Origin of the sequence: Mesorhizobium atlanticum (genome assembly GCF_003289965.1) — a bacterium.
In the GTDB taxonomy this organism is placed as follows: Bacteria; Pseudomonadota; Alphaproteobacteria; order Rhizobiales; family Rhizobiaceae; genus Mesorhizobium; species Mesorhizobium atlanticum.
Genome location: NZ_QMBQ01000011.1, coordinates 58,276 through 70,979, shown reverse-complemented (window position 1 = coordinate 70,979; position 12,704 = coordinate 58,276). Strand labels below are relative to the sequence as shown.

Below are 12,704 nucleotides of genomic sequence, written 5' to 3'. Positions count from 1 at the left end.
GGAGGAAACAGCATGAAGAAAATCCTGTTTGGCCTGACGCTGGCTTTGCTGGCGTCCGGCACCGCGCAGGCCGCCGATCTTGGCGGCAAGCTCATGAAGGTGGGTTCCGACACCACCTCGCCGCCGATGGAGAGCGTCGACACCGCGACCGGGCAGATCGTCGGCTTCGACGTCGATGTGGTCAACGCGGTCTGCGCCAAGATCAACTGCAAGGCGGAATTCGTCACCACCGGCTGGGACGGCATCTTCGCGGCGCTCGATCAGGGCAATTTCGACTTTGTCGCCTCCGGTGTCTCGATCACCGACGAGCGCAAGAAGGCCATGGATTTTTCCGAGCCCTACATCGTCAACAGCCAGGCGATCCTGATGCGTGTCGCGGACGAAGGCTTGGGCGTCGACGACTTCAAATCGAAGGGCAAGAAGCTCTCGGCCCAGGCCAACACCACCGACGCGCAGGTCGCCGAAGGCATCGTCGGCAAGGACAATGTCGTCGCCTATGACAGCTTCAGCGCCTCCGTCATCGCGCTCAAGAACAAGGATGTCGACGGCGTCGTCATCAACGGCGCCAACGCCGCCGCCTACGAGAAGGAGTTCGCGGGCGAGCTGGTGGTTCCGGTCCGCAATCTCCAGTCGGATCCGCTAGGCCTCGTCTTCCGCAAGGGCGACGAGAACGTCGCCGCCTTCAACGAAGGCATTGAGGCCATCAAGAAGGATGGCACGCTGGACGCGCTGATCAGCAAGTACTGGGGCGTCAAGTAATCGTGGTCGACAGCCCCGGCGCGCCGCCGCGCCGGGGCCTTTTTGTTGGAGGGCGGTCACCGATGCAGCTCCTGATGCGCCTTCGGCCGAGCAATCTCATCATTGCCGCCGCCCTGCCGTTCATCGTCTATCTCTTCGCCTCTTCGGCCGACTACCAGCGTTCGCTGCGCGCCATTCTCGGCGTTGAGCACGGCTCGTCCGCGTTCGTGCCCGGCTTCGCCATACTGGCCGTCGCCTTCGCCGCCGGCGTCGGCGCCGTCGTCTTCAGCCGAGCCAGGGCGCCGAAACCGCGCCTTGCACTGTTGTGCGCGGCAATCAATCTCGTGTCCGCGCTGGTCGCGGCGACGACCGGCCTCGTCTATCCCTATGCGTCGTCGGTCGTTGCAAACGCTGTCGATCCCTTTACCTCCAAGCTGGTCGTGCAGGGCGTGACGCCCCGTCAGTTGACCGGCGAGGCGCAGGCGATGGTGCAGGGCCATGTCTCGGTGCTTTTGTGGATCTACCTCGCCATGACCGTTGTCGCTCTCGCCCTGTTTCTAGTCGGCGCCCGGCGAGGCAATGGCGACGCCGCGCGGCGGGCCGGACGAATGTCCCTCTGCCTAGTCAACGGCGCAGGGCTGGTCTTCATCCTGCTCCTGGCGCCGATGGCCTTCGCGGCCGGCGTCGCCACCACCATCCGCGCCGCGGTGGCAGCCTATATCCTTGCGGCGCTGCTCGGCCTCATTTGGGTAGGTCTGCTCAAGCTCGAATACAGCAGGCGAGCCGATCTCTCCTGCATCGCCATCACGGTGTTGCTGGCCTGCGCGGCCGCATGGTTCCTGGCGCAGCCGCGCCAGGCCTACACTTTGGCCGGAAGCCTTCAAGGCAAGGTGGCCGTCATATCGGGTACGCCAGCCGGTATGATCGGCGCCGTGCGCTTCGGCCAGTTTCCATCCGGCCCGGGAGACGATGTGCCGCTGCGCACTTTCCAGGGCGCGCCGGAAGCGCTCGCCGCGCTGGCCAAGAAGGATGTCAGCGCTGCCCTGCTGCCCTCCGCCTCGGCGCCTGCCGGCTTTCCGGTGCTTTGGCAGACCCAGACACTGAGCGACCGCGACAAGGCATCCGGCATCACGATTGCGGTGCTTGCCATTGTGCTCGGCCTGCTGACGTTCGGCGGCCATATCCATCGCCGGCATCCGCTCTCGATCGGCTCTGAATTCATCGTCGACACCATCCGCGGCATTCCGATGCTGGTCATCGTGCTCTATGTCGGCCTGCCGCTGGCCGGCGCGCTGAAGGACGCCACGCAGGGCGTCTTCGACCCGCCGAACCTTGCCCGCGGCATCGCCGCCATGGCGCTCGCCTATTCGGCCTATCTGGCCGAGATCTTCCGCTCTGGCATCAACGCCATCCCGCGCGGCCAGCTCGAGGCGGCGCGCAGCCTCGGCCTCAACGGCTGGCAGACGGCGCGGCTGGTTATCCTGCCCCAGGCCTTTCGCATAATCATCCCGCCGCTCGGCAACGAACTGATCGCCATCCTGAAGGACACATCGCTGCTGTCGATCCTGTCGATCCGCGACATCACCCAGCGCATGCGGGAATTCCAGTCGGCAAGCTTCCTACCGTTCGCTCCCTACAATTCCGCCGCCATCTTCTACATCCTGCTGACGCTGGCGGCCAGCCTCGTCAGCACCGTCGAGAGAAAATATGACATCAAGCATAGATAAAGCGCGCCGAGACCTCGAAGCGCGAGCCGCTTCCCTTGTGATGCCGAAAGGCTTCGTCTTTGGCGCGGCCACCGCGTCCTATCAGATCGAGGGCGCGCCGGCCGCCGACGGTAAGGGCGAGAGCATATGGGACCGGTTCTGCAAGGTGCCGGGCGTAATTAACGACGGCTCCAGCGGTGACGTCGCCTGTGACAGCTACCATCGCTGGGGCGACGACATCACAGTGCTCAAGACGCTGGGGCTCGGCGCCTATCGCTTTTCGCTCGCATGGACACGGCTTCTTCCCGAGGGACGGGGCGCGCCCAACGCCAAGGGCATCGCCCATTACGACCGGCTGATTGACGGCCTGCTGGAAGCCGGCATCGAACCCTATCTCACGCTCTACCACTGGGATCTGCCCCAGGCGCTGCAGGAGCGCGGCGGCTGGTATAGCCGCGACACCGCCGACGCGCTGGCCGAGTACGCGGCACTTGCCGCGCGCAGCTTCGGCGATCGTGTCAAGAAATGGACCACGCTCAACGAACCCTGGACCTTCTGCTGGTCGGGCCACGCTTCGGGTGAGGACGCCCCGGGCCTTCGCGACGGGACGAAAGGCGGCGTCGCCGCGAGCCATCATGCGCTGCTCGGCCACGGCAAGGCTGTGCCGGCCATCCGCGCCGAGGTGCCCGACGCTTCTGTGGGCATCGTCTTCGACCTCAATGTCGCTGAGCCGGCAAGCACCGACCCGCGCGACCTTGCCGCAGCGCGGCGCTTCGACGGCGCGCAGAACCGCTGGTTCCTGGACGCCGTGTTCAAGGGCGCCTACCCACGGGATATGCTCGACCTCTACGGCGACCTGCTGCCGGAGATCCACGCAGACGACAACCGGCTGATCGCCGCGCCGGTGGATTATCTCGGGGTCAACATCTACCGCCGTTCGGTGATCGCGGCAGGCACCGATCTCGCCCCCCTCAACTACCGGCGCGTCCAGCCGGAAGGCCTTTATTCGGCGGTGGGTTACGAGATCTGGCCGCGCGCGATGTACGACATCCTGCGCTATGTGAACGACCGTTACGGGCCCAAGGCGATCTACATTTCCGAAAACGGCGTTGCCACACGGCCCGAACAGGTCGGCGCCGACGGCCATGTCTGGGACGATTTGCGCGCCGCATACTATGTCGACCATCTCGAGCAGGTGGCAAAGGCCGCGGCCGAGGGCGTGCCCGTCAAGGGCTATTTCGCCTGGACATTGATGGACAATTTCGAATGGGCCTATGGTTACACCACCCCTTTCGGCATCACCCATGTCGACTACGAAACGCAGGAGCGGCGCATCAAATATTCCGGCGAGATCTACGCCGCGATCGCAAGGCAGCAAGGCCTGGTGCCGGCACGGAGGGCCGGACTTGGCCGCTAAGCTCGAATCGGCCGGCACGGTCCTCATCACCGGTGCCAGGCGCGGGCTCGGCCGCGAGCTCGTTCGTCAGTACGCGGCGGCCGACTGGCGGGTCATCGCTTGCGGCCGTGCGTTTCCGACCGTCGGCTTTGAGGAAAACGTGCAATTCCAGCCGCTGGACGTGACCGATCCCGTGTCGATCCATGCTCTTGCCGGGCGGCTGGTCGGCCGCTCTATCGATGTTCTGGTCAACAACGCTGCCGTCCGCAGTCCAGCGCCCGGACTTGAAGCTCTGGAGGCTGCGACGTTTCTCGACGTCATCAGCGCCAATACGTTGGCACCGATCCTCATGACCAAGGCCCTGCTCCCGAACCTTCGGCTGGCGGCCAGAGCCATTGTCGCCAATATCAGCAGCCGAGCCGGCTCGATGACCGAAGGGCTGCTCGACGATGAGGATGACGACTATGCGTATCGCTGCTCAAAGGCCGCGCTCAACATGGCCACCGTGCAGCTTGCGCGTGATCTGAAGGCGGAGCGCATCGCGGTGCTGGCTCTCCATCCGGGTTGGGTGAGGACCGACATGGGAGGCCCCGAAGCGGTCTTGCCAGCCGCGCGCAGCGCCCGCGGCCTTTGCGGTATAATCGACCGCGCGTCGATCAAGGACAGCGGTTCGTTCCTCACTTTCGATGGCAAGCCAGTCGGCTGGTAGGTTTGCAGCCTATCAGAAATGTGGGGCGCAGGCGGATCTTGCGGAGACTGATTTTCGATCCGGCGATCAAGCCTCGAACACTGATCGATCGCCATCGGATATGGCAATAGGTCCGCGGCCCCTGCGACGCGCTTATTGCCGGATAGGGCAGCCTGTTCTCAAAGTATTGATATGGAAGCGTGGTCATAGTCAGCTCAGAGCCGCCTTTCGCTGGCGACGGAAAACAGTGATGCCTTCGCCATGTCGAAACGCAGGCCTACTTCTTTCCGCATGGATCGCGCCGCCTCGACGCCAAGCCGGACGCTGAAACGCTTTCCAAGGCAGTCGAACCAGGCGAGTGCGTCCGCGCCCAGCAGTTCCGTGAAGGCCAACATCGCCGGGATAGTCTGCGGCGTGCCTCGCTCAACGATGGATATGTTCTCGCAGCGAACGCCAAGCACGGCCTCGCGCGCGAGTGGCGGTCCCTCGAAGGCGTAGGCGCTGGTATCGATGGAAACATCGCCGGTCACGAAACGCCCCAAGCCGTCAAGGTTGCCTTCGAGGAAGTTCATCGCCGGCGAGCCAACGAAGCCGGCGACGAACAGACTTGCTGGTTTCTCGTAGACCGATTGGGGATGAGCGAATTGCTCGACCTTGCCCTTGTGCATGACGGCGACACGGTCGGCCATGGTCATGGCCTCGATCTGGTCATGCGTGACGTAGATCATCGTCGAGCCCAGCGTCTCATGCAGTTGCTTGAGCTCGACGCGCGTTTCGGCGCGGAGCTTCGCGTCGAGGTTCGACAGGGGTTCGTCGAACAGGCAGATGCTGGAGGAGCGCACAAGCGCGCGGCCGATCGCCACGCGCTGACGCTGGCCGCCGGAAAGCTGGCCGGGCTTGCGATCGAGCAGGGCTTCGATCTGCAGGAGCTTTGCGACCCAGGCCACTTTCTCGGCCACCGTTGCCTTCGGCGTCCCGGCAATCTCCATGCCGAAGGAGAGATTACGGCGCACGGTCATGGCCGGGAATAGCGCATAGGACTGGAACACCATCGCCAGACCCCGCTCGCTCGGCTCAAGTCCGCTCACGTCTTTTCCCTCGATAACGATCTGGCCCTCGTCGCATTCCTCGAGCCCGGCGATCACATTCAGTAGAGTGGATTTGCCGCAACCCGAGGGGCCGAGGATGACGACGAACTCTCCCTTCTCGATCTCCATGTCGACCGAATGGAGGATGGTGAGGGCGGCAAAGGACTTCTTGATGCGACGCACAGAAATGCTGGACATGGTTCAACCCTTGACGGCGCCGGCGGCGATGCCGCGCACGAAATAGCGGCCGGAGAGAAAGTAGACGACGAGCGTCGGAATGGCTGTGATCAGCGCCGCCGCCATGTTCACGTTGGGATTTGCGGCGCCGCGCGCGTTGCTAACGATGTTGGTGAGCTGCACGGTCATCGGCAGATTGTCGTTGCCGGCAAAGATCAGGCCGAGAAGGTAGTCGTTCCAGATGCCGGTGAATTGCAGGATGGCAACCACCACCAGGATGTTTGTGGAGATCGGCAGTATGATCGACCAGAATGTTCTCAGGAAGCTTGCTCCTTCCATCCGCGCCGCGCGGCTGATCTCGTCGGGTACGCCGACATAGAAGTTGCGAAAGAGCAGCGTCGTGTAGGGCAGGCCATAGATGACGTGCACGAAGACGATGCCAAGGTATGTGCGGAACAGCCCGACATTGCTGAGGATCTTCACGGTAGGGTACAGCATCGCCTGGTAGGGGACGAACAGGCCGACAGTTACGAGCAGCATGATCATGTTGGCGTGCCGCGACTTCCACTGCGCCAGCGCATAGCCATTGAGCGCACCGGCCAGGGTGGAGATGACCACGCTCGGCACAGTGATCTTGATGGAGTTCCACAGGCCAGGGCGGATGCCCGCACATTCGAGACCGGTGCAGGCGCTCTGCCAGGCACTCACCCAGGCGTCGAAGTTGGGATTGATCGGCAGCGCGAGCAGATTGCCCTGACGGATTTCCTCCATCGGCTTCAGCGAGTTCATGATCACCAGCAGAAGCGGCAGCAGGAAGAAGACGGCGGAGACGACGAGGAAGGCATAGAGCCCGACGCGTGCGGTCCGTGGTCCGAATGCCGGTTCTCTGCGGATGGCGGCAGATGTCATATGCGCCTCCGGAACTCGCTGTAGAAGTAAGGGGTGAGCAGAAGCAGTGACAGCAGGAGCATCATCATCGACGCGGCCGAGGCCAGGCCGAGATTGACGCGGGTGAAATAGAAATCCACCGCGAACTTCGCGGGCATTTCAGTCGCGATGCCCGGTCCTCCCTTGGTCATGGCGATGATCAGGTCATAGCCCCGGATCACCTCGGACATGAGTAGCACCACGCAGGACGCGATAACCGGCCGCATGCCGGGAAAGATGACCTGGAGATACGCCCGCCACAGTGGAATGCCCTCCATCCGGATGGCTTTCCACAGGTCGCTGTCGATGCCGCGCAGGCCGGCGAGAACGATCACCATTACCAGGCCGGCGGAGTGCCAGATGCTGGCGATGACCAGGGTGTAGATGGCGCGGTCAGGGCGCGTGAGCCAGTCGAAGGTGAAGCTTTCCCAGCCCATGCCGCGCACCAGCGCTTGCAGGCCGCTGGTAGGATCCAAAAGCCAGCGCCAGGAAAGGCCGGTAATGATCAAAGAGACCGCAAGTGGATAGAGGAAGATCGTGCGGAAGAAGGATTCGGCCTTGATGCGCCGGTCGGCTAGCACAGCAAGCAGGATGCCGAACGCCAGCGTACCCACCATGTAGAACACGCCGAAAATCACCATGTTGAGGCAGGACACGAGCCAGCGCTGGTTGGTGAAAAGGTCGACATACTGAACGAGGCCGACGACCTCATATTTGGGGATCAGCGTCGAGCGCGTCAGGGACATATAGGAGGTCCACAGGATCGAGCCATAGAAGAAGACCGCCACGACGGCGAAGAAGATCGCCACCGTGATGTTCGGCTTGAAACCCTGCCGCTTGAGCCAGGTCGTCATTCCAATCCTCCCATAGGCAAACCCCTCCCGCATCCAAAGCGAGCGACCGGCAACACCTGTCGAGACCTTGCTCCAGGAGGGTGTTGCCGGAACCGGGTTTCGCCTATTCCCGACCCCAAAGCCCTATTTGCTCTGGAGGATGTCTGCCAGGCCCTTTACGCCAGCTTCGACCGTCATCGAGGGATCGGTCCAGAACTGCGTCGCAAGATCCGTCATTCGGCCGTTCAGGTCGCCGGGAAGGGCGTCGTAGGTGGACGATACCGTGACGCCAGGTGTTGCGAGCGCCTTCACGCCCTTGGCGGCGCAAAGGTCCAGTGTGCTTGTGTCGACGTCGAGGCGTGAGGGCACGGATCCCTTTACCGCCGCTAGCTTTGCTTCGACAGCCGGATCCATGACGGTTTCGGCGAGGAGGGTCTGGCCCTTGATCCGGTCTTCGTCCTTGTTGACTGGAAACGCGAAGATGTCGACGACGATGGCGTAGGCCGGCTTGTCGGTCGGGGCGAGGAAACACCCGAATTCCTTGCCGGCGACCTGACCTGCGGCGAGGAATTCGCCGCGCGCCCAGTCGCCCATGAACTGCATGCCTGCCTTGCCCGTCACTACCATGTTCGTGGTCTCGTTCCAGGAGCGGCCAGGGCTTGCCGGATCGGTGTAGGTCGAAACCTTGCGGAACAATTCGAAGGCCCGCGGCAGGAGAGGCGACTTCAGCGCCTCGGGGTCGCGCTTGATGAAAAGCTCGTTCCAGTATTCGGGGCCGCCGAGCGCGATGATCATGGAGGTAAGGATGGACACCTCCTGCCAGGGCTCGCCACCGACGGCGAAGGCGGTGTGGCCAGCGGCCTTCAGTTTGTCGGCGGCGGCGAACATCTCGTCGAGCGTCTTCGGCTCATCGATCCCCGCCGCCTGGAAGAGGGACTTGGAGTACCAGATCCAGTTGTCGGCATGGATGCCCACCGGCAGGCCGACGAGATGCTTGTCGACATTCAGCTTGTCCCAGACGATGGGCGCGATCGCCTTCTGCCAGCCATTCTTTGCGGCAAGGTCGTCGAAATCGCGCAACTGTCCGGAAGCGAGGTCGCGCATTGCCGCGTTCGGGTTCATCAGCACTGCCGAAGGCGGTTCACCGCCGGCAATGCGGCTAGTGGCCGCCGCGATGGCGGAGTCAAAGTCGGCCGAAGGGCTGTCGATCCACTTGCCGCCGCGGGCCTTGTAGGCATCAGCGATCGTGTTCATCGCTTTCGATTCGCTGGCGCTGTTCCAATATTGCTGCACATCGACGGTCTGGCCAAAGGCAGAGGTGGAGGCCGCAAGGAGGCCGAACAAGGCCATTGCGGAAGAGCAGTATCTTAGGTTCACGTTGGTTCCCTTCCCGAAGTTGTTGTTGTTGATTGAATTTGCGTTCCGCCCTTGCCGAGCAGCGAAGGGCGAGCAACCGTCAGGCAGCCTTTCCGATTGCCCTGCCCATTTCCTTGTTCAGGCCATCCAGGAAGGCGGCCATGACATCCTTCGAAATCTTGTCTCCGGCGACCCAGGCGACGGTGTTGTAGATTCCGAGGAAGGAGCCGCCGCAATATTCCAGCAGCTTGTCGGTTTCTTCCTCGTCGAGATCGAGTTGTTCCTTGAGGAACAAGCCGAAGCGCTTGCGCGCGTATTCCTGCTCCAGCACCGTGGAAGGCTGGCTTTCGACGGTCAGAATGCTGGACGGTAGTGCCGGAGCTTCGACATCGATGGATCTTTCCAGCCGGATGTCGCGCGAGGAGGCAGCTACCTCGATGGTCAGCTTGCCCGCGTCGAGCAGCCAGGTTCGGTAGTCGTTGTCGTAGTAGCGCAGGTCGCGCGCCTCAATCGTGATATCGACGCGCCTGGTTTCTCCCGGCTGCAATTCGACCTTGGCGAAGCCCTTTAGCTCGCGGATCGGGCGTATGAGGCGCGGGTTGTGCGGCCGAGCGTAAACCTGCACGATTTCCTTGCCGGCGCGCGCGCCGGTGTTCGTCACGTCGAAGGACACTTTGAGGTTGCTGGTCGCCGTGATGCTCGCGGCATCGGTTTCGACGTTGGAGTAGTCAAAGGTCGTGTAGCTTAGGCCGAAGCCGAACGGAAACAGCGGAGCAAGCTTGCGCTTGTCGTAGGAGCGGTATCCGACGTGGATGCCTTCGCTATAGACATGCCTGTTGTTCTCGCCGGGGTAGGTGAGGAAGCCCGGGGTGTCCTCGAGACGCACCGGGAAGGTGACGGTTAGCTTGCCACACGGGTTGTGCACGCCGAACAGTAGTTCGGCCACGGCGCGGCCCGCGCCTTGGCCACCGAAAAACATTGCCAGTACGGCGGCCGTCTGGTCCACCCAAGGCATGGCCACGGCGTCGGGCGTGGCAAGGATAGCGACGAATCTGCGGTTCCGCTTCGAAAGCCGGTTGATCAAATCGTCCTGGCCGTCATGGAGGTTGAGGTCCGTACGGTCGGAGCCCTCGCCGTCATAGCCCACTTCCGTATTCCCGAAGAACAGCACGACATCGGCCGCATCCACATCGGCGAGAGCGGCCTGCTCGATGGCGGCGCCGGCCGCGAAGTCGGATGCCGAATTGAAGGTGACGGTTGAGCCGGGCGCCAGTCGCCGGATCTCGTCGAGCGGAATATCGACCTCGGTCGGCCGGGTCGTGGCGCAGCCCGATCCCTGGATGACCGGCTCGCGCGCAGCGGCGCCAACCACGGCGATCTTGCGCGGCTTGGAGCCGTCGAGCGGCAGAAGGTTTCCCTCGTTCTTCAACAGCACGATGGATTCGAGCGCCATACGCTGCGCTAGGGCGTGATGTTTCTTGAAGTCGACGGCCACATTCCTGCGGGCGCCGTTGCGTGCCGTCCGAATAAGCTTGAGGATACGCAGGCATGACAGGTCCAGCACCGTCGTCGAGACACGACCGTCTCCCACGGCCTCGAGCAATTCCTGCCTGCGCGCCGCGCTTTCCGGCATGTCGAGATCGTTGCCGGCGTTCATCGAAGCGACACGGTCCTTGATGCCGTGCCAGTCGGAGACAACGACGCCATCATAACCCCATTCGTCGCGCAGCACCTGGGTCAGCAGCCAATGGTTCTCGGCCGCTTGGACGTCGTTCAGCCGATTGTAGGAACTCATGACGGTCCAGGGGTTGCTCTTGCGGATCGCTCTTTCGAATCCGGCGAGGTAGATCTCGCGCAGCGCGCGCTCCTCGACGACCGAGCTCATCGTGGTCCGCTGCACTTCGGAATTGTTGCAGGCGAAATGCTTGAGCGACGCGCCGACCCCGTTCTTCTGCATGCCGTTGATGACCGCGGCGGCGATCTCGCCGGTCAGAACCGGGTCTTCGGAGTAGTATTCGTAGCTGCGCCCGGCGAGCGGCGTACGACGAATATTGATACCGGGACCTAGCAGAAGATTGACGCCGAAGGCCTGACATTCGTCGGCCAGGGCCTCGCCGAGCGCGTGGGCGAGATCCACGTCCCATGAGCAGGCGAAGGATGATCCGTTGGGGAAGCAGGTTGCCGGGCGGGTCGAGCCGAAGGCTCCTTCGACGCCGCGCGACAGGTCCGCATTGACAACACTGAGGAAGGCCGCGAGCTGGCTGTCACTGTCCTGCGGCCCGTCGATCTGTTCGATCGAGTAGCGCACGCCATAGGTCCCGTCGGTCATCAAAAGCTCGGGAATGTTGAGCCTGTAGTTGGCCGCGGTGCGCCAAAGGCCGCTGCCTGTCACCAGCGTTACCTTTTCCTCGGGAGTCATCTGGTCCACCAGGGCGCCCAGTTCCTTGTCGGAAATATTCCATGCCATCAGACTTTCCACCTCATTGTGCCCGGGTGTCGGTTTCCCGAAATTCCGTGGCCATTTCCGCCTTGGCGAACCTGTCGTTCGCAGTGGAGCAGGCAAACGATGACACAGCGTAAGCCAGTCATCTAGCCGTGGAAGTTGCGCTGGAAATACGACAGTTTTTGATATCTAATCGGCAAAATTCGGGAGGAATGGGATGAACGTCGCTTATCTGAGACCAGAACCTGGGCGTGAGAAGCCTGGTTGCGATTTCGAGGACCACGGCCCTTCGGCGGAGGCCCATTGTCGGGCCTTCGTGCACGGCTATGCCGATGTGCCTTACCACTGGCACCGCGAGATGGAGATACTTTTCGTGCTGCGTGGGCGGTTCCGCCTCGTGGTGGACGGGCAGATCTGCGAGATGGACCGGGACGACGCGATCATCATAAATGCCGACGTGCCGCACAATTCGACGTCCATTTCGCGAGACACGTTGGTCTGCGGCGTGCATCTCGACACGACGTATTTCGAGCGTCTGGGCCTGCCTGGGTTCGCCTCCCGGCAATATCTTTGCCGCACCTTCCTGCACAGTCCGTCCTTCATGCATCGGATTGTACCAATCAAGGCGTTGATGGCGCGCATGGTCCTAGATCAGAGCAATCACGCCGAAGAGGTCATGGTGCACCAGACGATCGCCAATCTGCTGGCTTGCTACGTCTACCGCTGGATTCCCTATGAGGAGGCCGACCCCGCCGGAGCGCAACTGCGATCAGACAGCCGCGACCGCATCCTGCGGATCATGGATACCTTGAGCGAGCGGGACGAGGCCCAGCATCTCGGCCAGATCGCCGAAGCAGAAGGACTGACGCTCAGCCATCTCTCCCGCCTTTTCAAACGGCACCTCGGAATAGGTTATCGCGACTACTCGCAGAACCTGCGGCTCGACAGTGCCGCGGAGGCGCTGCGAACGACCGACCAGACGGTCGGCATGATCATGGAGCGTAGCGGCTTCGGCAATCCGGCCGTCTTCTACAACAAGTTTCGGGGCCGTTTCGGCTGCAGCCCAGCCGAATTCCGCCGCGGTCATCGGTCCTTGAAACCGCGGAGCTTGTTGACCGTTGAGGATGCCGCGGAGGTTCAGAGGCTTCTCGTTGCGCAAGCGGCCAGTGTGGGAAAGGCGGCGGAACTGGCGGTGGGGCTTGCGCCGGGCGGCAGGCGACAGATCGTCCTCAGCGCACCGCATAACTCCAGTCCTGAACTGAGGTCCGGGAACGCAGACCGCCTTCTGGCAATGCCAGCCGTTCGGGCCAGGTAATGCCAATCGCATGGCTTCAAGGCTGACCGGAACTCAA

At 62.6% G+C, this 12,704-nt stretch carries 10 protein-coding genes; 5 read left to right on the top strand and 5 right to left on the bottom strand.

Annotated elements, in window-relative coordinates; translation table 11 throughout:
• Nucleotides 1–12: 12 nt before the first annotated feature.
• The 4 genes from DPM35_RS28885 (at nt 13) to DPM35_RS28870 (ending at nt 4,549) form a co-directional block, all read left to right on the top strand.
• Entirely contained in the window at nt 13–759 is a 747-nt protein-coding gene (locus tag DPM35_RS28885; protein WP_112130765.1) for a transporter substrate-binding domain-containing protein, read from the top strand.
• Between the two features lie 62 nt (nt 760–821).
• Entirely contained in the window at nt 822–2,465 is a 1,644-nt protein-coding gene (locus DPM35_RS28880; RefSeq protein ID WP_112130763.1) for an amino acid ABC transporter permease, read from the top strand.
• Nucleotides 2,446–3,861 (top strand): GH1 family beta-glucosidase, encoded by a 1,416-nt coding sequence (locus tag DPM35_RS28875; RefSeq protein WP_112130762.1) that lies wholly within the window; start codon nt 2,446–2,448, stop codon nt 3,859–3,861. Before DPM35_RS28880 ends, DPM35_RS28875 begins: the two co-directional genes overlap by 20 nt.
• On the top strand, nt 3,851–4,549 hold the full coding sequence (locus DPM35_RS28870; protein WP_245431688.1) for an SDR family oxidoreductase: 699 nt from the start codon (nt 3,851–3,853) through the stop codon (nt 4,547–4,549). The genes DPM35_RS28875 and DPM35_RS28870 overlap by 11 nt, the downstream gene beginning before the upstream one ends.
• A 194-nt stretch (nt 4,550–4,743) precedes the next feature.
• On the opposite strand, the gene DPM35_RS28865 is transcribed toward DPM35_RS28870, so the two are convergent.
• The 5 genes from DPM35_RS28865 to DPM35_RS28845 form a co-directional block, all read right to left on the bottom strand.
• Nucleotides 4,744–5,814, bottom strand: a complete 1,071-nt coding sequence (locus DPM35_RS28865; RefSeq protein ID WP_112130758.1) for an ABC transporter ATP-binding protein — start codon at nt 5,812–5,814, stop codon at nt 4,744–4,746.
• A gap of 3 nt (nt 5,815–5,817) precedes the next feature.
• Nucleotides 5,818–6,687: a carbohydrate ABC transporter permease gene (locus tag DPM35_RS28860; RefSeq protein WP_425373427.1), complete on the bottom strand. Its 870-nt coding sequence runs from the start codon at nt 6,685–6,687 to the stop codon at nt 5,818–5,820.
• Nucleotides 6,688–6,698: 11 nt separating this feature from the next.
• Nucleotides 6,699–7,574, bottom strand: coding sequence for a carbohydrate ABC transporter permease (locus tag DPM35_RS28855; protein WP_112130755.1), 876 nt, complete (start codon nt 7,572–7,574; stop codon nt 6,699–6,701).
• Nucleotides 7,575–7,697: 123 nt separating this feature from the next.
• The gene (locus DPM35_RS28850; protein ID WP_112130753.1) at nt 7,698–8,903 is read right to left on the bottom strand and encodes an ABC transporter substrate-binding protein; all 1,206 of its coding nucleotides are present in this window, start codon (nt 8,901–8,903) and stop codon (nt 7,698–7,700) included.
• Nucleotides 8,904–9,009: 106 nt separating this feature from the next.
• Nucleotides 9,010–11,376, bottom strand: coding sequence for a beta-glucosidase (locus DPM35_RS28845; protein WP_112130986.1), 2,367 nt, complete (start codon nt 11,374–11,376; stop codon nt 9,010–9,012).
• Between the two features lie 193 nt (nt 11,377–11,569).
• Between DPM35_RS28845 and DPM35_RS28840 the strand changes: the two genes are divergently transcribed.
• The gene (locus tag DPM35_RS28840) at nt 11,570–12,667 is read left to right on the top strand and encodes a helix-turn-helix transcriptional regulator (RefSeq protein WP_112130751.1); all 1,098 of its coding nucleotides are present in this window, start codon (nt 11,570–11,572) and stop codon (nt 12,665–12,667) included.
• Nucleotides 12,668–12,704: the final 37 nt, after the last annotated feature.

Excerpts from the sequence above, each read along its gene's own strand:
- DPM35_RS28885 (WP_112130765.1), top strand. The coding sequence starts at position 13 with ATGAAGAAAATCCTGTTTGGCCTGACGCTGGCTTTGCTGGCGTCCGGC.
- DPM35_RS28855 (WP_112130755.1), bottom strand. The coding sequence starts at position 7,574 with ATGACGACCTGGCTCAAGCGGCAGGGTTTCAAGCCGAACATCACGGTG.
- DPM35_RS28850 (WP_112130753.1), bottom strand. The coding sequence starts at position 8,903 with ATGGCCTTGTTCGGCCTCCTTGCGGCCTCCACCTCTGCCTTTGGCCAG.
- DPM35_RS28875 (WP_112130762.1), top strand. The coding sequence starts at position 2,446 with ATGACATCAAGCATAGATAAAGCGCGCCGAGACCTCGAAGCGCGAGCC.
- DPM35_RS28880 (WP_112130763.1), top strand. The coding sequence starts at position 822 with ATGCAGCTCCTGATGCGCCTTCGGCCGAGCAATCTCATCATTGCCGCC.
- DPM35_RS28845 (WP_112130986.1), bottom strand. The coding sequence starts at position 11,376 with ATGGCATGGAATATTTCCGACAAGGAACTGGGCGCCCTGGTGGACCAG.
- DPM35_RS28840 (WP_112130751.1), top strand. The coding sequence starts at position 11,570 with ATGAACGTCGCTTATCTGAGACCAGAACCTGGGCGTGAGAAGCCTGGT.
- DPM35_RS28865 (WP_112130758.1), bottom strand. The coding sequence starts at position 5,814 with ATGTCCAGCATTTCTGTGCGTCGCATCAAGAAGTCCTTTGCCGCCCTC.